The following is a 22,670-nucleotide window of genomic DNA, read 5'->3' as shown; positions in this document are numbered from 1 at the left end:
TCTGTTTATGCTAATATGGTATTATTGTCTATATTGCTAACTATGCTGGGGGAAGATAGGATGAAGAAAGAATTTGCTGTTATCGGACTTGGACGTTTTGGAGGAAGCATCTGCCATGCTCTGGCTGAAGAAGGAATGGAAGTAATGGCGATTGATGTAAATGAAGACCGGGTGAACGAATTCGCGAAAATCGCTTCACACGCAGTGGTTGGCGATACCACGGATGAATCCGTTATCAAGAGTTTGGGAATACGCAATTTTGACCATGTTATCGTAGCAATTGGCGATAATATTCAAGCCTCCATCCTGACGACTTTAATTTTAAAAGAGGTAGGAGTTAAAAAAATTACGGTTAAAGCTCAAAATGATTATCATGCAAAGGTATTGAGGAAAATAGGGGCAGATCATGTTGTTCATCCTGAACGGGATATGGGCAGAAGAATAGCCCATAGTATCGTTTCAAATAATGTTCTGGATTATCTGGAACTATCAGATGAGCATAGCATAGTAGAAATTGTTGCTAATGAAAAACTTGCTGGCCATAGCATTATTGATCTTGATATCCGTGCAAAGTACGGAATCAACATTGTTGCCATCAAAAGAAAAAATGAAATTATTGTGTCTCCGCAGGCGAATGAAAAAATACAATTTGACGACATCCTTATAGTTATTGGAGCAGACGTAGATATCAACCGTTTTGAAAAGAAAGTGATGTCTTAATTTGAAAAAGGCTGTATCTCTTACTAGAGAGATACAGCCTTTTTTTCTTATACTAAATACATTATCGATCCACACGAGCCCATGAAGGTTATTAAACTTCCATGATAATCGGTAAAATCATTGGACGGCGCTTTGTTTTTTCATAAAGGAAGGGTGCAAGTGTGTCAGTGATTTCATTCTTGATTTCTGACCATTGAGTTGTTCTGCGTTCCATAACTTTGCTTAAGTGTTTTGTAATGAGTGCCTGTGCATCATTGATTAAATCTCCGGATTCCCTCATGTAGACGAATCCGCGGGAAATTAAGTCAGGGCCAGCAGCAATTTTGAAATCCTTCATATTGATGCTCACTACGACAACCACTAAACCTTCTTCAGATAGAATGCGGCGGTCCCGTAAAACTATATTTCCGATATCACCAATTCCGCTTCCGTCAATATAAACAGAACCAGACGGTATTTTACCTGCTACTTGAGCAGAATCTTCGCTCAGGGCCAGGACTTCACCATTATCCATGATGAAGCAGTTTTCTTCATCTACTCCACAATCCACAGCTAATTTGGCATGCATTTTCTGCATTCTGTATTCACCATGAATCGGCATGAAGAATTTCGGCTTAATTAAACGAAGCATTAGTTTTTGTTCTTCCTGGCCGCCATGACCGGATGTATGAATATCGCTTAATTTGCCATAAATGACTTCTGCACCTGCACGGGAAAGTCTGTCAATAGTTCTGCTGACACTAATTGTGTTCCCGGGAATGGGTGAGGAAGAGAATACAACAGTGTCGCCAGGAATGATTTGGATCTGGCGATGCGTTCCGTTAGCAATTCTTGATAGGGCTGCCATTGGCTCTCCCTGGCTTCCTGTACATAGGATTGTCACCTGGTTGGCTGGAAGTCTATTAATTTGATGCGCATCAATAAAGGTGTCTTTTGGTGCCTGAATATAACCCAATTCCTGTCCAATATTTATAGCTGCTTCCATGCTTCTTCCAAAAACAGCAATCTTTCGGCCATTCGTGACGGCCGCTTCAGTCACCTGCTGAAGACGGTGAATATTAGAAGCGAAAGTGGCAAAGATAATCCGTCCTTCAACTTTGCGGAAGATGTCATGTATGCTGTCGCCAACTCGGCGTTCAGACATGGTGAATTCAGGTATTTCACTGTTTGTGCTGTCAGAAAGCAGACAAAGGACGCCTTCCTTTCCGATTTCAGCCATTTTTGTCAAGTTGGCCGGCTCTCCCACAGGAGTGAAGTCGAATTTGAAGTCCCCAGTGTGAACAACTTGTCCAGGCGGCGTTTTAACAACGATGCCATATGAATCAGGGATACTGTGAGTCGTCCGGAAAAAAGTCACGGAAGTTTTCCGGAACTTAATGATATCGTCTTCCTTGATTTCATGAAGAGTGGTTTGTCTCAAGAGTCCGTGTTCTTCAAGTTTATTTCTTAGTAGGCCAAGGGCCAGCTTTCCGCCGTAGACAGGGATGTTAACTTCTCTTAGGAGATATGGAATTCCACCGATATGGTCTTCGTGCCCATGAGTGATAAATAATCCCTTAATCTTATCTTCATTTTTCACTAAGTAAGTGTAATCAGGAATAACATAATCGATTCCAAGAAGCTCGTCCTCAGGGAATTTAATTCCAGCATCAATCAGGATAATTTCATCCTGGAATTGGACAGCGTAAGTATTTTTTCCGATTTCACCCAGTCCGCCCAGGGCAAAAACGGCTGTTTGATCATTTTTAACAAATTTCATAAATTACTCAATCTCCAATACTTTAAAGTCTTCATTTTGTCTTTCGTATTCCAGGAATTCTCCTTGGACAGATGTTACAAATTCAATATTATAGTTGCGGTCAGCCAGCTTTAAGCGAACGTCTCTCTCAGAATCGCCTTCCACAAAAATGGTTTTTGTTTTTTCTCTAACCGGTACCTCTGTCTTAGAATCCTGATAATATACCTTGAAAATCATTTCTATCTCTCCTTAATCCGATAAAAAACTTTTATCTAATATATAAAATAATAACATGTATTACATGTTTTTTCCTGCCGGATATGAATAATAAATTCTTCTCAGTGCTAATATGCTCCCGAATCTATGTAAAAAAGTATACTGATAACCAATTTACAATAAGGAAGGAGCCCTTCGCAAGTTTGAAGGGCTCAAATTTGTCAGGCAATTGATTTTTTTCGAAGCATTTCATTCCACTGTTTTAAAAGCTTCTTTCTCAGCTTCTTTAACATAGTGGATCAACTCCTTACTTTCTATTTTAAACGATCCTTGTCCAAAGTAAAGGCAGCAAGGACGTTTTAAACAGATTTTTGTAAATAATGAGGTCTCTTTTAATAACTGTCTAGCGCAGGGAGCCTACCCCCTTGAGTTGTCAAGGGGCTGGGCAGGCGCATCTGCTTTTCTTAATTATATTATATGGTAAAATAGTTAAATCTCTCATGGGTAAAAATGGAAATGTTGTCTGTTAATAGCATGGAAATTGACTTTTTAACTTTATGGGTTTAGTGTTTTATTACGATAAATCATGTCATAGCAGCCAGTAAAAAAACGCTTGAAAGGAAGTTAATTTTAAAATGAAAAAGATTGTTTTCTTTGATATAGATGGGACCTTATTGGATCACGATAAAAACTTGCCGGACAGTACGAGAGAGGCAATAGGCAAGCTGAAAAAGAACGGAACTTTCGTGGCAATTGCCACCGGCAGGGCGCCTTTCATGTTTGAAAGTCTTCGCAGAGAACTTGATATTGATTCATTTGTCAGCTTTAATGGCCAATATGTAGTATTCGAAAACGAACCCATTTATCGTAATCCTCTTAAATCATCTGAGATTGAAAAGCTATATCTTCATGCACAGTCAAATGGGCATCCATTGGTGTTTATGAATGAGAAAACGATGAAATCCACAGTACACCACCATGCATTTATTGAAAAAAGCATGGGCAGCTTAAAGTTTCCGCATCCTGAGGAAGATCGTGAGTTTTACAGCGGAAGGGAATTATATCAATCGCTCCTGTTCTGCGAGGAAAAAGATGAGGAAAAGTATATTTCTTCTTCTATATATCCTGATTTTGGCTTTATCAGATGGCATCCATACTCCGTTGATGTTTTGCCTGCAGGCGGTTCTAAAGCTGAGGGAATAAAACAAATGATAAAAAGGCTTGGGTTTGATTTGAAGGATGTATACGCGTTTGGAGATGGACTAAATGATATAGAGATGCTAAACGCTGTAGGAACCGGAATAGCAATGGGCAACGCAGAAGATGTGGTTAAGAAGGCTGCAGACCATGTAACCTCCGGTGTTGACGATGAAGGAATTTGGAAGGGGCTAAAGGAACTTCAATTAATATAGGAAATGAAGGAAAGCATCCGAGTAATTAGCTGGAGGCTTTCCTTTTGTCATGCTATGGATCAGCAAGCTACCGCTCTATAGCAATTGCATTTTCAATTGGATGAAACGGATTTTGTTTATTGATGTGATCGTAAAACATGATTCCGTTCAGATGATCAATTTCGTGCTGAAATACAATAGCTGGCAGCCCTTTGAGCCTGAGTTTTACTTCATTGCCCTGCAAATCGGTACCTTTTACTGTCACTTTTGCATATCTGGGTACAAAACCGGGTATGGATTCATCAACAGATAAACAGCCTTCTCCTTCAGCCAGATAAGAAAGCTGCACAGAATGGCTAATGATCTTAGGGTTGAAGAGAGCATAACTGTATAGATCCTGGTTATAGGTTACATGAACAGCGATCATCCGCCTGGAAACATTAATTTGAGGAGCAGCTAAACCAATACCTGCCCTTAAGCCATATTTTGCAGAAAGCTCTGGATCCTGGCTGTTTTTTACATATTCCATCATTTCTTTTAAGATTTGGATTTCTTCTGCAGATGGTGGCATGTTCACTTCCGCGGCAATTTTCCTTAAAGTTGGATGGCCGTCGCGAATAATATCTTTCATGCTCAGCATGATTATCACTCCCGCTAAGTAATAAAGAATAGAAATATGGCTAAATTATTGGCAAGAAGATCAAATGAAATTGCCAAAAAAAACCATGAGTCTATTTAATTATATTCAGTCTATCAGAGCGGGGCAAAAAAGTTAATAAGAGAAGGCGCCTTTGGCACCTTCCCAAATAATTAAAACTTCCAGCAAGCGCAGCCAACTATGATTAAGAGAATGAATAATACTACTATTAACGCAAAACCTCTGCCGCAGCCGGCTCCTGCTGCTGGATATCCGCATCCCAAACCGTAACCGCCATATCCGTACATGAAGGATAACCTCCCTAAAGTAAGATTATCGTCCATTTTTTTGAATTGCCGCATCGGACGATTAATATAGCCTATGTTTCTAATGATGTTTGGTGTAGGCCTATGCCCAAGTCATAAAGGAAAAATGGAGTGAATAGATTTAAATTATACTTGTAATGAGGACAAGCTTCTGCAATGATGCGAAGAGTGTCAAACCAAAGGGCTATTGTCAAACCGGGCAGGTACCTTTATAGTTAAAAATGTTATAAGTAAGGAGGTTTCAAGGTGTTGATTTTGAACAAAAGTAGACTGCTGCTTGTTTTTATCATAGGGGCTTTCATCCTCACAGGCTGTATGAACAGTCCGGATCCCGAGGAAAAAATATATGATGTGCTGGAGAGTGTTGTAGCTAAAGAAAAGGATTTTGAAAAGCAGCAGGAACCGCTCGTGAAGCTGGAGAAAAGAGAAAAGGAATTATACGATAAAATTATCAACCTGGGAATGAAGGATTTCGAGGAAATTAAAAAGTTGTCTGATGAAGCTTCCGCCATTGTGGATCAGCGGGTAGCTCACATGGAGAAAGAGCAGGAAAGCATCCAGGCGTCGAAAAAAGAATTTGAGACATTATCTCCGACCATAGAGGAGATAGAGGATCAAAAATTGAAAGATAAAGCTAAAGAGCTGTATGAGATCATGATGGAAAGGTATAAAATCCATGACGCTCTTTACAAGGATTATTCTAAAGCGACTCAATTAGATGAAGAGTTGTATGCCATGTTTAAAAAGGAGGATCTTACTCTAGAACAGCTGGAAGGCCAAGTGAGCAAAATAAATGATATGTATGAAAAGATACTGGCTTCAAATAAACAGTTCAATGAAAAAACAAAAGAGTATAACGAAGCCAAACTGGATTTCTATAAAGAAGCAGGACTTGAAATAAAAACAGAAGGATAATATTAATGCCGGCATATTAATGCCAGGCATTTTTTTGCTTTTGCTATTCTTAAAAGCAATTGAATGAGAGGAAACGGCGCTCGGGATGAATCCGCTTTCTTTTTGAGGGCGGTACTTTTTATTTTAAAATAATGACGGGAGGGTTTTCTTTACTATAACACATCGAAATATAATAGTTTTTTATAGTACAGATGCGATTCAGTCGATAATACAGTTTTGATTATCAATAAAAAATATAAAAAGTATGGAAACTGTGAAAAACAAAAAGCAAGGTAATTGACTAAGGTCTTGAAGGTGTATTAAACTAAATCTCGTAATTAATTCTGTATCAATTATGTTGCAAAATAAATTGATACAGAATATGATAGTTAAAGATGAACAGAAAGACGTTTTTTTAGAAGTGATCTGTGGAACACTATTTAAAAGTATGCATATGGCAGAAACGAATGTTCTGCTTTTTAGAGATGCTTAATAAAACATGCCGGAAAGAGAAAACTTTTTGCCTTTGGAAAGAGTATCTAATATGGCTTCGTTTTGGGTAACCTAAATTTTGTGTATAAAACTCTATAAACGTCTTTTTATGAAAGGAAAGGGTGACTGATATGGCTTCTAAAACAAAGAAGGCACAATTCGATGCTAAAAAACAGCTCGAAACAGTTGAAGAACAGTTCCAAACTCTACAAATTTTAAACGAAGAAGGCAAGGTTGTTAATGAATCAGCAATGCCTGACTTAAGCGACGAGCAGCTTCAGGAATTAATGCGCCGTATGGTTTATACTCGCATTCTTGATCAGCGATCCATTTCACTTAACAGACAAGGCCGCTTGGGCTTCTATGCTCCTACTGCCGGACAGGAAGCTTCTCAGCTAGCATCTCATTTTGCATTGGAGAAAGAAGATTTCATTCTTCCAGGATATCGTGATGTTCCTCAAATCATTTGGCATGGCCTTCCGTTATACCAGGCTTTCCTATGGTCCCGCGGACACTTTGAAGGCGGAAACATCCCTGAAGGTGTAAATGTCATTTCACCTCAGATTATCATTGGAGCTCAATATATTCAGACTGCAGGGGTTGCCCTTGGAATGAAGAAGCGCGGCGAAAAGAAAGTTGCCATCACTTATACTGGAGACGGCGGTGCTTCACAAGGTGACTTCTATGAAGGCATCAACTTTGCAGGAGCATTCAAAGCACCTGCTATCTTCATTGTTCAGAATAACCGCTTTGCAATCTCTACTCCAGTAGAAAAACAATCAGCAGCAAAAACAATTGCACAAAAAGCAGTGGCTGCCGGAATTCCTGGAATTCAGGTTGATGGTATGGATCCTCTTGCTGTCTATGCAGCTGTTCGCGAAGCGCGTGAACGTGCATTGAATGGTGAAGGTCCTACACTAATCGAAACTTTGACTTACCGCTACGGACCACACACAATGGCCGGTGACGATCCAACGCGTTACCGTACTTCTGACCTGGATAATGAATGGGAAAAGAAAGATCCGCTTGTTCGTTTCCGCAAGTTCCTTGAGGATAAGGGCATCTGGAATGAAGACATGGAAAACGAAGTAATTGAACAAGCAAAAGAAGATATTAAAGAAGCTATTAAAAAGGCTGATGATACACCTAAACAAAAGGTTACTGACCTTATGAACATTATGTATGAAGAAATGCCTTATAACCTAAAAGAGCAGTATGAAATATACAAAGAAAAGGAGTCGAAGTAAGCCATGGCGCAAATGACAATGATTCAGGCAATTACTGATGCTCTTCGCACAGAATTGCGCAACGATCCGAATGTATTGGTATTCGGTGAAGATGTGGGCGTAAACGGCGGCGTTTTCCGTGCTACCGAAGGCCTACAAAAAGAGTTCGGCGAAGAGCGTGTATTTGATACACCTCTAGCTGAATCCGGAATCGGCGGTCTGGCAGTCGGTCTTGGTTTACAAGGCTACCGTCCGGTGCCTGAAATCCAATTCTTTGGATTCGTCTATGAAGTAATGGATTCTATTTCCGGCCAGCTGGCACGCATGCGTTACCGTTCAGGCGGAAGATATAATTCACCGGTTACAATCCGTTCACCATTCGGGGGAGGGGTACATACTCCTGAAATGCATGCTGACAGCCTGGAAGGCTTAATGGCTCAACAGCCTGGGCTAAAGGTTGTAATTCCGTCAACTCCTTATGATGCAAAGGGACTGCTTATCTCTGCAATTCGCGATAACGATCCTGTTATCTTCCTTGAGCATATGAAATTGTACCGTTCTTTCCGTCAGGAAGTGCCTGAAGAAGAATATACAATTCCTCTTGGTAAAGCAGAAGTTAAACGTGAAGGTTCTGACCTGACTATTGTGACTTACGGAGCAATGGTTCATGAATCTCTAAAAGCGGCTGAAGAGCTTGAAAAAGAAGGAAAATCTGCAGAAGTTATTGACTTGCGTACAGTTGCTCCTCTTGATATTGAAACAATTATTGCTTCTGTTGAAAAGACAGGAAGAGCAATTGTTGTTCAAGAAGCACAAAAGCAGGCTGGTATTGCAGCAAGTGTCGTTGCAGAAATCAATGATCGTGCTATTCTCAGCCTGGAAGCACCAGTTCTGCGTGTAGCTGCTCCAGATACTGTTTTTGCTTTCCCGCAAGCTGAAACTGTTTGGCTTCCAAACTATAAAGATGTTATTGAAACAGCTAAAAAAGTTCTTGAATTTTAATCGCATATAACTGATGACACAAGGGGGAAAATATCCCCCTGACGTGTTTTATAATGAACGATCGAAATAATAGGAGGGTGAATTCCATTGGCATTCCAATTTAGATTGCCTGATATCGGTGAAGGTATCCATGAAGGTGAAATCGTCAAGTGGTTTGTAAAGCCAGGTGACGAAGTACAAGAAGATGACGTGCTTTGTGAAGTTCAAAACGATAAAGCGGTTGTTGAGATTCCTTCCCCAGTTAAAGGTAAAGTTGAAGAAATCCTTGTTGAAGAAGGTACAGTTGCAACTGTAGGTCAAGTATTGATTACTTTTGATGCTCCTGGTTATGAAGACCTTAAATTCAAGGGAGATCATGAAGATGAGGCTCCTAAAGAAGAAAAAACAGAAGCGCAAGTTCAGGCAACTGCTGAAGCTGGCCAGGATTTGAAGAAGGAAGAAGCTCCTGCTCAAGATGCACCAAAAGAAGGAGTAGTTATTTCTGAGACGGAAGTAGATCCTAATCGCCGTATTATTGCTATGCCGTCTGTTAGAAAATACGCTCGTGACAAAGGTGTAGATATTCGCCAGGTAGCTGGAAGCGGCAAAAATGGACGCATCCAGAAAGATGATATTGATGCATTCCTGAATGGCGGAGCAAAAGCTGCTGAAGCCACTGCTAAAGAAGACGCACCAAAAGCTGAAGCAAAAGAAACTGCACCCGCAGCTGCACAGGCGATTCCTGCTGGACAATATCCAGAAACTCGCGAGAAAATGAGCGGAATCCGTAAAGCAATTGCAAAAGCTATGGTAAACTCTAAGCAGACAGCTCCACACGTAACATTAATGGATGAAATTGATGTTACGAAACTTGTTGCACACCGCAAGAAGTTTAAAGAAGTTGCAGCTAATAAAGGAATTAAGCTTACATTCCTTCCTTATGTGGTAAAAGCATTAACAAGTGCATTGCGTGAATTCCCAGCTCTAAACACTTCAATTGATGATGCAGCAGGTGAAATCATCCATAAGCATTACTACAACATCGGTATTGCAGCGGATACTGAAAAAGGTCTACTTGTGCCAGTTGTTAAGGATGCAGACCGCAAGTCGACATTTGCCATTTCTAATGAAATCAATGAGCTGGCTGGTAAAGCCCGTGATGGCAAGCTTGCTCCAGATGAAATGAAGGGTGCTTCATGCACAATTACAAATATTGGTTCTGCCGGCGGTCAATGGTTTACTCCGGTAATCAATCATCCTGAGGTTGCCATTCTTGGAATTGGCCGTATTGCTGAAAAGCCAGTAGTGAAGGACGGAGAAATTGTTGCTGCTCCAGTATTGGCATTGTCACTAAGCTTTGACCACAGAATTATTGATGGAGCAACTGCACAAAATGCATTAAATCACATCAAGCGTTTACTGAACGATCCAGAACTATTGTTAATGGAGGCGTAATAACAAATGGTAGTAGGAGATTTCCCAATCGAAACAGATACTATAGTCATTGGTGCAGGTCCTGGTGGATATGTTGCAGCGATTCGTGCAGCACAGCTTGGACAGAAAGTAACAATCGTAGAAAAAGCTAATATGGGCGGAGTTTGCTTAAACGTTGGATGTATTCCTTCAAAGGCTTTAATCGCAGCAGGCCACCGCTATGAAAATGCAAAGCACTCAGATGTAATGGGTATTACAGCTGAAAATGTAAAAGTTGACTTTACAAAAGTACAAGAATTTAAATCCGGTGTAGTTAATAAGCTTACTGGAGGAGTAGAAGGTCTTTTAAAGGGCAATAAAGTTGACATCGTACGCGGGGAAGCTTATTTCGTTGATGCGAATACCCTTCGTGTAATGGATGATAATTCGGCACAAACTTATACATTTAAAAATGCAATCATTGCTACAGGATCGCGTCCAATAGAGTTGCCAACGTTTAAATTCTCCAATCGAGTTCTTGATTCAACAGGTGCACTGGCACTTCAAGAGATTCCAGAGAAAATCGTCGTTATTGGCGGCGGTGTTATCGGAATCGAACTAGGCGGAGCTTATGCGAATTTTGGTTCTCAAGTAACAGTTCTTGAGGGTGCTGATGATATCCTTGTCGGTTTTGAGAAGCAAATGACATCACTTGTTAAACGGAACTTAAAGAAAAAAGGCGTTGAATTCATTACGAAGGCACTTGCTAAAGGTGTTGAAGAGAATGAAAATGGAGTTACCGTTAAGTTTGAAGAAAAAGGCGAAGAGAAAACTCTTGACGCAGATTATGTATTTGTAATGGTTGGAAGACGTCCAAATACAGATGAACTGGGCTTAGAACAAGCCGGCATTAAGATGACTGAACGCGGTGTTATTGAAATCGATAAACAATGCCGTACGAATGTAAGCAACATTTATGCAATTGGTGATATTGTTGCAGGTCCTCAATTGGCTCATAAAGCTTCTTACGAAGGCAAGATTGCTGCAGAAGCAATTGCAGGCCATAACGCAGAAATTGATTACTTAGCAATCCCAGCTGTGGTATTCTCTGAACCTGAATTGGCTTCTGTAGGATATACTGAGCAGCAGGCTAAAGAAGAAGGAATCGAAGTAACGGCAGCGAAGTTCCCATTTGCAGCTAATGGCCGTGCCCTTGCACTTGATTCCACTGACGGCTTTTTAAAGCTAGTGACACGCAAAGAGGATGGCCTTGTAATCGGGGCGCAAATCGCTGGTGCAAGTGCATCTGATATGATTGCTGAGCTTGGATTGGCTATTGAAGCAGGTATGACTGCTGAAGATCTTGCCATGACTATTCATGCTCATCCAACATTGGGAGAAATCACAATGGAAGCAGCAGAAGTTGCTATTGGAAGCCCAATTCACATTGTAAAATAATTAAAAAAATCCTCCCTGCCAGGGGAGGATTTTTTTGTATATGATGACTATTTTTCGTCTTTTTCATCCATTGCATCAGCAAGCGGATGAATGATCTTCTCTTTAGGTACCGTGCCATTAATTTCTACAATCACTTTATCTTGATAGACCAGCAGCATGGCAGGGCAGTTTTCTACATTATAATTGCTTATATGGCTGGATTCAGATGCTGTTATGATTTTCATATTCTTGATCAGATCCGGATAGCTTCTCTTTAATTCGATGATGGCATCATAATAGGATATTTCCTGTTCATATTGTTTTTTATCCGTGAAAAAAATGAGCTGTTTAACACTATCGTCTATCTTCAGCTCTTTTTTTACTTCCTTATGATTGCATGAAGAGGTTACAAACAAGAGTGCAGTAATTAAGATCAGCGGCAGACCTTTCATCATTTTGCCCTCACTTTATTATAAATTCCACCGTATGACATAAGATTGTTTTATCTAAAGCGGTATAGAAGTCTCGGTGATTTTCCAGTCTTCTGACAGTTGATGAGCAATTCATAATAATCTCCTAATATTTATGAGTATTTTATCATATAGTGAAAGAAAATTTTGGCTTGTCATTCAAATGTTACAGAAATGAAAAATAAGAATATCCTTTTCAACATATATTACATACACAAGTGTTTCTTCTATTAAAAAAGCGGGTAAGGATTAAAAAATTTGGTGGTGGAGTGCATGAAGATTTATACAGCTCTTTTGCTGCAGATGTTAATTTGGAGCGGATATACTTTTATTGAATGGCTGTCAAAATATGACCAGCTCATATATAAAGTCATTATGTTTTTTGTTTTTTTCTATTTGGCAATAAACATTGGAAATTGGGTAATTAAGTCTGCAAAAAAAACATTTATGGTAACTGTTATGAGCTTAAGCTTATATGCATCTTTCCATTTTGCAATGTCCTACCTGTCCCATTGGTAAAGATAAGTATAAGGATAAAAAAATCGGCACCTTTTGCAGGTGCCGATTTTTTATTTGGCTTTATCAGCTGTTTTTTTCAGGATGTCCTCTTCTTTAAACGATTTAACCAGCGATGCCACAATTAGTAGCATAATGATGGTAAAAGGGAGTGCAGCTATAATGGAAGCTCTTTGGAGAGCTTCAAGACCTCCTGTCCATAAAAGGATGGCTGCAGATGCTGATTGAATAATGCCCCAGACAAATTTCACTTTTCCCGGAGGGTTCAGGCTTCCGTTAGTCGTCTGCATGCCAAGAACAAAAGTAGCTGAGTCTGCAGAAGTAATAAAGAATGTACTGATTAAGAAAATAGCCATTGAGCTAAGAACAGTGCTGAAAGGGAAGTTATCAAACACAGTAAATAGTGCTACCTCCATTCCCTGCTGCTCGATTGTTTCAAAGATAGGCTTCGCCTCGAAGAATTCAAGGTATATACCTGTTCCTCCAAAAACAGAGAACCAAAGGGCTCCAAATAGGGTTGGAACAGCAAGCACACCAATGACGAATTCTCTTATTGTCCGTCCACGGGATATTCTTGCTATGAACGTACCGACAAATGGCGCCCAGGCAATCCACCATGCCCAATAAAAAATGGTCCAATCCTGAAACCATGTCAGCTCCTGATCAAAAGGGCTGAGCCTGAAGCTCATGGATGGAAGGTTTTGAATATAAGACCCAATTGTCGTTGTGAACAGGTCCATAATAAAGTTAGATGGACCTACAAACAGCAGAAATAATAATAAGGATATTGCTAAGATAATATTTAAGTTACTTAAATACTTTATTCCCTTGTTTAATCCGGTTTGGGCTGAAAACATAAACAAGACCGTCACAACGACAATAATAATTAATTGAGTGTTGAAATTATTACCGATACTGTCGAATATTCCAGAAAGTCCTCCGGAAATCTGAATGGCACCCAGACCTAGTGATGTTGCAACTCCGAAAACAGTAGCAAAGACGGCAATAAAATCAATTAATACGCCCAGCGGCCCGTCCACTTTCCTTCCTAAAATTGGCCTCAAAATGGAGCTGATAACTCCCGGTGCTCCTTTTCTGAACTGGAAATACGCCAATGCAAGCCCAATGACAGTATAAATAGCCCATGGATGAAGACCCCAATGGAAAAAGGAGTACCTCATGGCTGCCCTGGCTGCTTCAGGTGTCTGTCCTTCGAGAAAAGGGGGGGCATAAAAGTGATACATAGGTTCCGACACTCCCCAAAAAACCAGGCCTATTCCCATCCCGGCACTAAAGAGCATGGCAAACCATGATAAATAGCTATATTCGGGCCTATCTGCATCCTTGCCCAGACGAATATTCCCGTATTTGCTGAATGCTAATAGGATAGAAAAAATTAAAAAGATAGAAGCTGATAAAAGGTAAAACCAGCCGAACTTCTCCAATATGAATCCTTGAACAGATGCTGTAACAGAATCAAGATTGCCTTTTGGCAGTATAGTCTTTGGGACAAGTCCCCATAAAATAAAAATTGCTGTGAATATGACTGAAACCGTAAATACTGGTGTCAGTTTCTTCATCAAATCCCTCCAAATCTTATTATAATGAACGTAAATAAAATAATTCCGTAAAACTCCCAATCCTAAAAATGCAGGAAAATAAGAATTCCGCATTCCTGACAGTTATAGCTTGATTTTTAAAGCATTTTGAAGCTCAGCAGGGGAGAGCAGCTTCCCGAAAAAGATCGACTATGTAAAATCTAAAGGATGTATAGATCCTCACAGAAATTCTAAATTTTACTTTTTGAATGTTCAAAACGGATCTATTTCGGGTAAAATCAGTAGGTAATGGTAAGGTGTCAAAAAGGGGGACAACTCCTTTAAAAGGCCATTTCACATACTAACACTAATTGGAGTGAGATTAAAGGGATATGCACTGTAGGGGGGGCAATATGAAAATAACGGGGCTTATCATAGGTGTTTTTTTTCTAATGATTTTGGCTTCTTGCACGGATCTTACTGCGGTTCAAAAGCCATCAGAATTGGAAAAAGAAGAGTATAAGCAAGAAGAAAATAATTCGGATGACCATTCCAAAGTTCATGAATCAAAATTGCAGAAGAACAAGGGAGATGACGAAAGAGAGCCTAAAGAAGAGGCAGTATCCTTATCAGAGCCGCAATACAAGATAAATGCAAGTAATTGGACAGTAGAACCAATGAATCATGCAAACTCAAAGGTTGTATTACTGACTATTGACGATGCTCCAGATAAAAATGCATTGGAGATGGCCAGGATCTTAAAAAAACTTTCAGCACTTGCAATCTTCTTTGTTAATGGACACTTCATTGATACTCCGGAAGAAGCAGAAGTTTTGAAGGCAATTCACGAACTTGGTTTTGCTATTGGTAATCACACATACAGCCACTACAACTTAAAAACCTTATCCGAGGCACAGCAATATAATGAGATTGTTAGTCTTAATGATCGAGTAGAAGAGATTATCGGAGAGAGGCCAAAATTCTTCCGGGCACCATTTGGATCCATTTCAGACTACAGCCGAAAGGTTGATAAGGATGAAAACATGATTCTCATGAATTGGACATACGGATATGACTGGGAAAAGGAATATCAATCAAAAGAAGCTTTGGCAGATATAATGATTAATTCACCCTTTTTAGTGAATGGTGCAAACTTATTGATGCATGATAGGCAATGGACAAAAGAAGCATTAGAGGATATTGTGAAAGGGTTGCGGAATAAAGGATTTACACCTGTCGATCCTGCTCAGATCAGCCAGGAAATAGAATGAGAACAGCAGCCGCTGTTCTCAACGTTTTTTATAAATGAATTATTTTCTTTTATAATAGTACATGATTCTTCCATTGAAGAGATGCAATTCACCTTGCAGCTTTTTAGCAAGAAATTTGCAAAATTCATTAGCTTTACCTTTATCTCCAAAAGTTGCAGTTTCCGGCAATGTAACCTGTATGTAGGCCTGCTCCCGTTCAGAGCCGTCTTCCTCAATAACTTTTTCTTTATCAATGCCAAGCAATATGGCATTATATCGGTCATGGTCTGAATATAGGTAAAACCAGGTTCCTTTTGCTTCAGGCTTCTCTTTAATCTCATAAGGAAAAGCGGCATCATTATATTCCCATTTAATCTGGCTGCCTGTTTTGCCTGTAATATCCTTATAATATAAGAAAAGTTCTTTAAGCTCTTCTGTTGAAATATTTTCCTTAGCTGATGAAGGAACCAGCTTGATAAAAGAATTAGCCGCCAACATCTTTCCCCCCATTATCCCCATAATTATGGTAATGAACATCTTCCTTCATTCTAGCATTAGATAAAATCTTATGACAACTTAAAATAGTAAGGTAAATTTAAATTACTTGTCAAAGCGCTTAAAATAAATTATAATAATATTCTAAATATTTATTTAAAAGGGAGGTATTTTATGGATTATTTTGAGAAGCTCTATGATGAGCATGAAAACGTGAATGTCCGTTTTGTTGGATTTACCACCGAGTCAACACGGTATGATTTTGGAATTGTTTATACAAACCTCTTCTTTTCTAAGCCTCTGGTTATTTGTATGCAGACCGGCCGCTCCACTCTCCTTGACCCAAAAGATCTCGAAGACATCGAATACTTGCAAAAGGCATTTAAGCTTGATTTATATGAACAGGCAGCTGATTTAAGCGAGTTTTTCATAGAAGCGATCCCTGGTGCACGTTTCGAAGAACAATACGATTAAACAAAAAAAACAGGCCGAATTGGTCTGTTTTTTTTATTATGTCATACTATTAATAAAGGTTTATAAATGTTGTCAACGTAAATACCAATAAAAAACAATAATTATGTTATACAATTAGGCTTGATAATTTAATAATGTTATATTATTATTGATTTATAGATAAAGCGCTTTCAAATGATTCTAAAACTCATTGAAAAGGAGAATGAAAAGATGGGTACAATCGTATGCCAGGCTTGCAATTCAACTATTGATCACTTTGAGGATGAAAAAGTAACAGTACTATATTCAAAAAAATGCAATTGCTGTGATGGAGAAAAAACAGAGAATACAAAAAATAATCGTTAATAATAAAAAGAGCCTTTCCTAAAATGGAAGGCTCTTTTGCATTATCTGATGGCCCGGTGCTCTTCAATGACACGAAGATATTTGAAGTCGTAATCTTCCGGCCCTTGAACTGGAAGTCCCGCTTCCATATTCGTTTTAATATAACGCAGGTTTTCCTTAGTAATGATTTCTCCTGGAATAAATATAGGTATTCCGGGAGGATAAACCATAATGAATTCGGCGATAATTCTTCCTTCTGATTCGTCAAATGGAACCAGTTCTGTGTCAGCATAAAATGCGTCACGGGGAGTAAGCGATAAAACGGGAATATCAGGCAGCAGCACTTGAGTTTCAAGCTTTTCAGTATTTCCTTTACGCTCATTAGCGAGTTCGGCAAGAGCGGAAACTAAAATATCAGCTTCTCTTTCCGTGTCACCGGGGGTAACAATGCAAAGGATATTATATAAATCGGACATTTCTACTTCAATATTATGATGTTCCCGAAGCCAATTTTCCACATCGAAACCATTCATGCCAAGTTCTTTGACAGAAATAATCAATTTGGTCGGATCGTAGTCATGCGCCGCTTTTGTTTCCAGTATTTCTTCACCGACACAATATAGCCGGTCAATTTCATTGATGCGGCGGCGAATGGACTGGGCCAAATCAATAGTCTTTTGAATGAGTTCCTTTCCTTCAGTGGCAAGACGTTTTCTGGCAACATCCAATGAGGCAAGCAATAAATAAGAAGTGGAAGTTGTTGTCAGCATGCTTAAAATGGATTGTACCCTTTTGGCAGAAACAAGATTCCCTTTCATATTTAAGATTGAACTTTGTGTCATGGACCCGCCCAGTTTGTGGACTGATGTTGCTGCTAAATCAGCTCCGGCCTGCATGGCGGATAATGGAAGCTCGTCATGGAAGTGAATATGCACACCATGGGCTTCGTCCACAAGGACAGGCACATTGTATGAATGGGCTATTTCAACAATTTTTTTTAGATCGGCAGAAATACCGAAATAGGTAGGATTAATTACTAATACCCCTTTGGCATCCGGATGAAGTTCCAGGGCTTTCGAGACGGATTCAGTTGTTATTCCGTGAGATATTCCCAAGTTTTCATCAATTTCAGGATGTATAAAAATAGGGGTTGCCCCTGAAAACACAATTGCAGACATGACGGACTTATGAACATTCCTCGGAACAATGATTTTATCCCCTGGCCCGCAGACAGCCATAACCATGGTCATGATGGCTCCGCTCGTTCCTTGTACAGAGAAGAATGTTCTATCCGCCCCAAAGGCCTCTGCTGCAAGATCCTGTGCTTCTTTTATAATGCCTTTGGGCTGATGAAGATCATCAAGAGGACCAATGTTAATCAGGTCAATAGCGAGTGCATTATCACCTATATATTCCCTGAATTCCGGATCAATCCCGGCACCTTTTTTGTGGCCGGGTATATGAAATTGTACCGGATCCTTTTTTGCGTGTGCAAGCAAACCGCTGAACAGCGGTGTTTTGTATTGAGACAACTTATTCCCACACCTCTTTAAAATAATATTTCAATATACTCATGCTGTTATAAAACATTTGCATTATAGCATTATTCAATCCCTTTGCATAGAAAGTTTTATTGCATACTGATTCTGTTAATGCCTGTCTAGTTTCCGTCCCTAGGGAGGAAAGACCTGCCAATTCCTTCCGGAAGGAAAGAATACCTCCTCGCATGGCTCGTCTTGTGCTTGCCGTCCGTCCCTGAGCAGTCGCCTGCTATTTCGGTTTGCCATTAGTTTTAGAAGTTAACAGGAATTTAAACCTTACAAATAGAAATAAAAGTTAGGAAGAAATGGAGGTTATATAAATGAACTGGAACACACGTGTGACAGAATTATTGAAAATTAAATATCCAATTATACAGGGCGGTCTTGCCCATCTTGCCTATTCAGATTTGGCTGCAGCTGTTTCAAATGCCGGAGGATTAGGGCAGGTTACCGCAATGTCTCTCAGCAGCCCGGAAAAACTTAGAGATGAGATACAAAAGGTGAAGAAATTGACAGACAAGCCGTTCGGGGTTAATTTTGCTATTGGACAGCATGGAAGGCCATTTTCTCACTACCTGGATGTTGCGATTGAAGAAGAAGTCCCTGTTATTTCTATGACAGGGGGAAATCCTGCTCCTATATTTGATCAATTAAAGGGTGTAAATGTTAAGAAACTTGTACTTGTGGCGGCAAAACGGCAGGCGGTAAAGGCGGAGGAACTTGGGGCCGATGCTGTGATGGTTGTCGGTCAGGAAGGCGGCGGACATTTAGGCAGGGACGATATTGGAACCTTCGTTCTTGTACCTCAGGTGGCTGATGCTGTATCAATTCCTGTTATAGCCTCAGGAGGAATCGGAGACGGCAGGGGCCTGATGGCAGCATTAAGTCTTGGCGCAGAGGGTATTGAGATGGGGACAAGATTTGTTGCAACAAAAGAATGCGTACATGCTTCTGAATTATATAAAAATCGTTTAGTCGAAGGCACAGAAAATGACACAGTAGTCATAAAAAGAACTATAGGAGCACCCGCAAGGGTTATCGCTAACTCATGGTCGGAAAAAATACTCGATATCGAAAAACAAAACGGCGGCTATGAGCAGTTAAAAGACTACATTAGCGGGAATGCTAATAAAAAATATATATATGAAGGGAAAGACCATGAAGGATTTGCATGGGCTGGACAAGTTATGGGATTAATTAAGGATATCCCGTCTGTTGAGGAATTATTCCAGCGGATCATTGCAGATGGAGAATCAATCAGAGGGAAATGGATTAAATAATTATGATAAAATAATGTGACAAAGCACCATGAATTATCATAAATGAGGTGAAGTGAAGTGGAATATCAATACCCGATTGACCTGGATTGGTCAACAGAAGAAATAGTTGACGTCATCAAATATTTTGAAAGCATTGAAATGGCATACGAAAAAGGAATTGAGCGAGAACAATTCATGAATGCATATAGACGCTTTAAGGAAATTGTTCCGGGAAAAGCCCAGGAGAAAAACATCTGTGATGAATTTGAAGAACAAAGCGGCTATTCCTCTTACCGGACAGTTAAATTGGCCAAAGAACTTTCACCTGGGGATAAAGTAAGAATGCAGAAATAGACTTGGTAAAAAAACAAACCTTCAAATTGAAGGTTTGTTTTTTTTTGAGCTGCCTGATCCACGTTATGCGAAACATGTTTATGCCATTTTGTATAGGGGTAATAAATTTCTAAATACAGATTCAGCTTTTTCAATAAACTGATCAGGTGACATGAGAACGGCATCTTCTCGAGAAATTTGATAGCCGCAAAGAATTTCAGCTTTTTTAACATTTTGCAGGCGCTGAAACATGGATCTCAATTCTTCTTTGGAAAGTTCATTATGCATAACAGCATCTGGTTTTGTGTGATCGCCGGACCAGACATAATCTTTGGGTATTTCTTTATAAAATTTATCCAGGCTGTTCTCAAAAGACTTGCCTGCGGCAGCTTTATTCGGTGCTTCATAGATGATGGCAAACCAGATGAATACATGCGTTTCCCATAAACCTATCTGGAAATGAGGAAGCATTTTGTATCCCCTTGCATTGCCTGCAAATGCGACCCAAGTATCATTTGGCGGATTCTTTGTTCTTCTGGCATGCTTAGCAACATGAGGGAACATTTCATCTCCGGACAGGTTTGAGAGAGAGGGTGCAAAATGGCGTCCCAACTCTTCTAACTTAGGCCTAATAACAGATTTTAACCTGTCCATTCTTTCATCAAGTCCATCTATTTTAAAGACATCGAAATCATCGTTTGTGAAACCAGGAAAAGACATAAGCTAACCTCCTATATGCTTTGTCAAATATTGTAGCATAACCTCGAACAATCGAAAAATTTTAAGCTTTAAAGAAGAGACTAAATAAAGTTTTAGGTTATCGCACAAATTAGTTGCAACTGAGAATTGTCCTTCATATGATAATAGTAAAAATAATCAGAAAATTAAACACTATTGGAAGGGGTGTACTGTCTAATGAAACAACTTATGAATACAGTGAAGAAGAAAAATGGTGATAGGGAAAGAACAGCGGTCTTAAGGCTGGAAATGGATTATGAGTTAGCTACTTTGTTTGATGCCATGTCAGAAAGGAATGAAGATCTCCAGAAACAATCAAAACTAAAGCTTGAAAAAATCAGGCAGGAACTTCTCAGATTAAAAGCACTTTAAGATTAATTGTGACTAAAGGAGATAAGGCAGAAAAAATGCAAAAGAAAAGAAAGAATAATTAGAAACGGACTCCCTGATTACATGAGGAGTTCGTTTATTATTTTGGCAATTGTTTTTTACTGCAAATGATAACCCGCATCATAGGAGAGTATATAACTTGAAGAACCTTGCTAATTCATTTAAGCTAGTTATATTTTAATGATATACCAAGCGGAGGGCTGACCAATGACAAATTGGAGTGAAATTCATACATATGCCAAAGCCTTGATTAGAGAGGCCGGCGAGAATATTAAAAATTCTTTCAGCAAAACGTTGACCATCACCACCAAGTCAAATGCAAACGATTTAGTGACAGATATAGATCAGGAAACAGAACAATTCTTCATAAAAAAAATTAATGAAAAATATCCCGGCCATCGAATCCTTGGTGAAGAGGGTTTCGGGGATAAGCTAAGTGATATGGAAGGAATTGTCTGGATTATTGATCCAATTGACGGAACGATGAATTTTGTCCATCAGCAAAGAAACTTTGCCATATCAGTAGGCATTTATGAAAATGGAAAAGGGAAAATTGGATTAATTTACGATGTAGTCCATGATGAGTTATATCATTGCATGAAGGGACAGGGTGTTTTCATGAATGATTTGGAACTTCCGCCATTAAAGGAAACGGAAGTATCAAAGGCAATAATCGGACTGAATGCTACATGGGTTACGGAAAATAGAAGAATTGATCCATCACTCCTGGCTCCACTTGTTAGAAATGCAAGAGGAACTCGATCCTATGGTTCAGCTGCAATTGAAATGGCATATATTGCATCCGGGAGGGTTGATGCATACATAACAATGCGTCTGGCTCCATGGGATTTCGCCGCAGGTGTGATCATGATCGAGGAATTGGGAGGAATTGCAACAACCGTTAAAGGTGAACCGCTGAACTATCTTGAAAACAATTCTGTTTTTGTCTCTAAGCCAGGGCTTCATCAGGAAATTATGAAAGAATACTTAAAAAATGGCAATTGGTAATTTATCGAGCAGCTGCGTCACACATGCAGACTTGACATTTTTTTTAGAGATCATCAAGGATAGTGCTGCTTGGGAAGAAGAAGAAAAAAGCGGGCATAACCTAATGGAATATATGGCCAGGTATCAGAAATTGAATGGTGAGTGGAGAATTTGGAGGCTTGATGGAGAACGGATAGCCGTCACATTCCATGTGAATTCATCTCCTTCTAACGGGAAACCATGGCTCGGTACGATTCTGGTTAAGAACAGTATTCGCAGGAAAGGAATCGGTACTAAGATTATCGAGCAGTTGGCCGCAGAATTAAAGGAAAAAGGAGAAAAGTCTTTCTTTGCGGGTGTTCCTGAAAACCGGCAAAATTGGATATATTTTTTAGCTGATGCCGGTTTTGAGCAATTCAAAATGGAGGCTTCTCCTGATGAAAAAGAATTCTTAATAATGGTCTGTCCATTAATTTGAAAAAGCTGCAGCGCAGAGCTGCAGCTTTTATGCCGTTTCTATAATAAACCGTCTTCCCTCATTTTCTTCTTTGTTTTAAAACCGTATCCCATTACAAAAATTAAAGCAATGATGGCAATAATCATGCCTATAATGCTTCTTTCAGCTACAGCAACGCCTATGCCCATCATGCATAGAGCTGCGCCAATCGCAAAGGCTAATAAAGGCCACTTGATTTTGTCCATAAATTTTTTCCACTCCCAAGCGGATTATTTTAAGTAAATACTGGCGAAAAATATGTAAAGAGAATAAAAATAAAAAGCATACATCAGGAATAAATCCTTTTCTACATTATTTTACACAAAAAGCTTTTAGGTTTCTATAGTAATTGTGATATAATGTATCAGTTGTGAAAAATGTTAAAAAG

The 22,670-nt window shown here is 39.4% G+C and carries 26 protein-coding genes; 16 read left to right on the top strand and 10 right to left on the bottom strand.

What is annotated here, in order from left to right; genetic code table 11:
- Positions 1-60 precede the first annotated feature (60 nt).
- Positions 61-720: a potassium channel family protein gene (locus NR125_RS03495; RefSeq protein WP_009330988.1), complete on the top strand. Its 660-nt coding sequence runs from the start codon at positions 61-63 to the stop codon at positions 718-720.
- Positions 721-811: 91 nt separating this feature from the next.
- On the opposite strand, the gene rnjA is transcribed toward NR125_RS03495, so the two are convergent.
- Together rnjA and NR125_RS03485 are read right to left on the bottom strand one after the other, a co-directional pair.
- Positions 812-2,479, bottom strand: a complete 1,668-nt coding sequence (gene rnjA, locus NR125_RS03490) for a ribonuclease J1 (RefSeq protein ID WP_009330987.1) — start codon at positions 2,477-2,479, stop codon at positions 812-814.
- A gap of 3 nt (positions 2,480-2,482) precedes the next feature.
- Entirely contained in the window at positions 2,483-2,695 is a 213-nt protein-coding gene (locus NR125_RS03485) for a DNA-dependent RNA polymerase subunit epsilon (RefSeq protein WP_009330986.1), read from the bottom strand.
- 614 nt (positions 2,696-3,309) lie between these two features.
- Here NR125_RS03485 and NR125_RS03480 point away from each other — a divergent pair.
- Complete coding sequence (locus NR125_RS03480) at positions 3,310-4,086, top strand: Cof-type HAD-IIB family hydrolase (protein ID WP_071160305.1); 777 nt, start codon at positions 3,310-3,312, stop codon at positions 4,084-4,086.
- Between the two features lie 67 nt (positions 4,087-4,153).
- On the opposite strand, the gene def is transcribed toward NR125_RS03480, so the two are convergent.
- On the bottom strand, positions 4,154-4,705 hold the full coding sequence (def, locus tag NR125_RS03475; RefSeq protein WP_071160303.1) for a peptide deformylase: 552 nt from the start codon (positions 4,703-4,705) through the stop codon (positions 4,154-4,156).
- 170 nt (positions 4,706-4,875) lie between these two features.
- Positions 4,876-5,010, bottom strand: a complete 135-nt coding sequence (locus NR125_RS03470; RefSeq protein ID WP_083390603.1) for a YjcZ family sporulation protein — start codon at positions 5,008-5,010, stop codon at positions 4,876-4,878.
- Positions 5,011-5,274: 264 nt separating this feature from the next.
- Between NR125_RS03470 and NR125_RS03465 the strand changes: the two genes are divergently transcribed.
- The 5 genes from NR125_RS03465 to lpdA all read left to right on the top strand — a co-directional run bounded on the left by NR125_RS03465 (position 5,275) and on the right by lpdA (position 11,492).
- Positions 5,275-5,943: a YkyA family protein gene (locus NR125_RS03465; RefSeq protein WP_019381672.1), complete on the top strand. Its 669-nt coding sequence runs from the start codon at positions 5,275-5,277 to the stop codon at positions 5,941-5,943.
- A gap of 602 nt (positions 5,944-6,545) precedes the next feature.
- A complete protein-coding gene (gene pdhA / locus NR125_RS03460) occupies positions 6,546-7,661 on the top strand; it encodes a pyruvate dehydrogenase (acetyl-transferring) E1 component subunit alpha (protein ID WP_009330982.1) in 1,116 nt (371 codons plus the stop codon).
- 3 nt (positions 7,662-7,664) lie between these two features.
- Positions 7,665-8,642, top strand: a complete 978-nt coding sequence (locus NR125_RS03455; protein WP_071160301.1) for an alpha-ketoacid dehydrogenase subunit beta — start codon at positions 7,665-7,667, stop codon at positions 8,640-8,642.
- Positions 8,643-8,729: 87 nt separating this feature from the next.
- Positions 8,730-10,076 (top strand): dihydrolipoamide acetyltransferase family protein, encoded by a 1,347-nt coding sequence (locus NR125_RS03450; RefSeq protein ID WP_071160299.1) that lies wholly within the window; start codon positions 8,730-8,732, stop codon positions 10,074-10,076.
- A gap of 6 nt (positions 10,077-10,082) precedes the next feature.
- Positions 10,083-11,492, top strand: a complete 1,410-nt coding sequence (gene lpdA, locus NR125_RS03445) for a dihydrolipoyl dehydrogenase (RefSeq protein WP_071160297.1) — start codon at positions 10,083-10,085, stop codon at positions 11,490-11,492.
- 47 nt (positions 11,493-11,539) lie between these two features.
- On the opposite strand, the gene NR125_RS03440 is transcribed toward lpdA, so the two are convergent.
- Entirely contained in the window at positions 11,540-11,926 is a 387-nt protein-coding gene (locus NR125_RS03440; RefSeq protein ID WP_009330978.1) for a hypothetical protein, read from the bottom strand.
- 288 nt (positions 11,927-12,214) lie between these two features.
- On the opposite strand from NR125_RS03440, the gene NR125_RS03435 reads away from it, so the two are divergent.
- Positions 12,215-12,460, top strand: coding sequence for a hypothetical protein (locus NR125_RS03435; protein WP_009330977.1), 246 nt, complete (start codon positions 12,215-12,217; stop codon positions 12,458-12,460).
- Between the two features lie 50 nt (positions 12,461-12,510).
- Here the strand turns inward: NR125_RS03435 and NR125_RS03430 are convergent, their stop codons facing one another.
- Positions 12,511-14,037, bottom strand: a complete 1,527-nt coding sequence (locus NR125_RS03430; protein ID WP_071160295.1) for a glycine betaine uptake BCCT transporter — start codon at positions 14,035-14,037, stop codon at positions 12,511-12,513.
- Between the two features lie 371 nt (positions 14,038-14,408).
- Here NR125_RS03430 and NR125_RS03425 point away from each other — a divergent pair, with 371 nt between their 5' ends.
- Positions 14,409-15,266 carry a polysaccharide deacetylase family protein gene (locus tag NR125_RS03425; protein ID WP_256814717.1) on the top strand — a complete coding sequence of 286 codons (858 nt, stop codon included), beginning with the start codon at positions 14,409-14,411 and terminating at the stop codon, positions 15,264-15,266.
- 39 nt (positions 15,267-15,305) lie between these two features.
- Here the strand turns inward: NR125_RS03425 and NR125_RS03420 are convergent, their stop codons facing one another.
- On the bottom strand, positions 15,306-15,743 hold the full coding sequence (locus NR125_RS03420) for a DUF1885 family protein (RefSeq protein ID WP_009330974.1): 438 nt from the start codon (positions 15,741-15,743) through the stop codon (positions 15,306-15,308).
- Between the two features lie 171 nt (positions 15,744-15,914).
- On the opposite strand from NR125_RS03420, the gene NR125_RS03415 reads away from it, so the two are divergent.
- Positions 15,915-16,214, top strand: coding sequence for a DUF3055 domain-containing protein (locus tag NR125_RS03415; protein WP_009330973.1), 300 nt, complete (start codon positions 15,915-15,917; stop codon positions 16,212-16,214).
- Between the two features lie 210 nt (positions 16,215-16,424).
- Complete coding sequence (locus tag NR125_RS03410; protein ID WP_019381676.1) at positions 16,425-16,559, top strand: GapA-binding peptide SR1P; 135 nt, start codon at positions 16,425-16,427, stop codon at positions 16,557-16,559.
- Between the two features lie 41 nt (positions 16,560-16,600).
- On the opposite strand, the gene NR125_RS03405 is transcribed toward NR125_RS03410, so the two are convergent.
- On the bottom strand, positions 16,601-18,070 hold the full coding sequence (locus tag NR125_RS03405; protein WP_009330971.1) for an aminotransferase class I/II-fold pyridoxal phosphate-dependent enzyme: 1,470 nt from the start codon (positions 18,068-18,070) through the stop codon (positions 16,601-16,603).
- A gap of 329 nt (positions 18,071-18,399) precedes the next feature.
- Here NR125_RS03405 and NR125_RS03400 point away from each other — a divergent pair, with 329 nt between their 5' ends.
- Positions 18,400-19,359, top strand: coding sequence for an NAD(P)H-dependent flavin oxidoreductase (locus NR125_RS03400; RefSeq protein ID WP_009330969.1), 960 nt, complete (start codon positions 18,400-18,402; stop codon positions 19,357-19,359).
- Positions 19,360-19,416: 57 nt separating this feature from the next.
- The gene (locus tag NR125_RS03395; protein ID WP_019381677.1) at positions 19,417-19,692 is read left to right on the top strand and encodes a UPF0223 family protein; all 276 of its coding nucleotides are present in this window, start codon (positions 19,417-19,419) and stop codon (positions 19,690-19,692) included.
- Positions 19,693-19,770: 78 nt separating this feature from the next.
- On the opposite strand, the gene NR125_RS03390 is transcribed toward NR125_RS03395, so the two are convergent.
- Positions 19,771-20,391, bottom strand: coding sequence for a YktB family protein (locus NR125_RS03390; protein WP_009330967.1), 621 nt, complete (start codon positions 20,389-20,391; stop codon positions 19,771-19,773).
- Positions 20,392-20,586: 195 nt separating this feature from the next.
- On the opposite strand from NR125_RS03390, the gene NR125_RS03385 reads away from it, so the two are divergent.
- From NR125_RS03385 to NR125_RS03375, 3 genes are all read left to right on the top strand, one after another.
- Positions 20,587-20,781, top strand: a complete 195-nt coding sequence (locus NR125_RS03385) for a hypothetical protein (protein WP_009330966.1) — start codon at positions 20,587-20,589, stop codon at positions 20,779-20,781.
- 225 nt (positions 20,782-21,006) lie between these two features.
- Positions 21,007-21,807, top strand: coding sequence for an inositol monophosphatase family protein (locus NR125_RS03380; protein ID WP_071160291.1), 801 nt, complete (start codon positions 21,007-21,009; stop codon positions 21,805-21,807).
- Positions 21,794-22,264, top strand: coding sequence for a GNAT family N-acetyltransferase (locus NR125_RS03375; protein WP_071160289.1), 471 nt, complete (start codon positions 21,794-21,796; stop codon positions 22,262-22,264). The genes NR125_RS03380 and NR125_RS03375 overlap by 14 nt, the downstream gene beginning before the upstream one ends.
- Positions 22,265-22,302: 38 nt before the next feature.
- Here the strand turns inward: NR125_RS03375 and NR125_RS03370 are convergent, their stop codons facing one another.
- The gene (locus NR125_RS03370) at positions 22,303-22,488 is read right to left on the bottom strand and encodes a YlaF family protein (RefSeq protein WP_019381679.1); all 186 of its coding nucleotides are present in this window, start codon (positions 22,486-22,488) and stop codon (positions 22,303-22,305) included.
- Between the last annotated feature and the right edge of the window lie 182 nt (positions 22,489-22,670).

The organism is Cytobacillus sp. Bac17 (assembly GCF_024519925.1).
GTDB lineage: Bacteria > Bacillota > Bacilli > Bacillales > Cytobacillaceae > Cytobacillus > Cytobacillus pseudoceanisediminis.
Note: the sequence above shows the minus strand (reverse complement) of the source record. Positions and strands in the feature narration are given on the sequence as shown.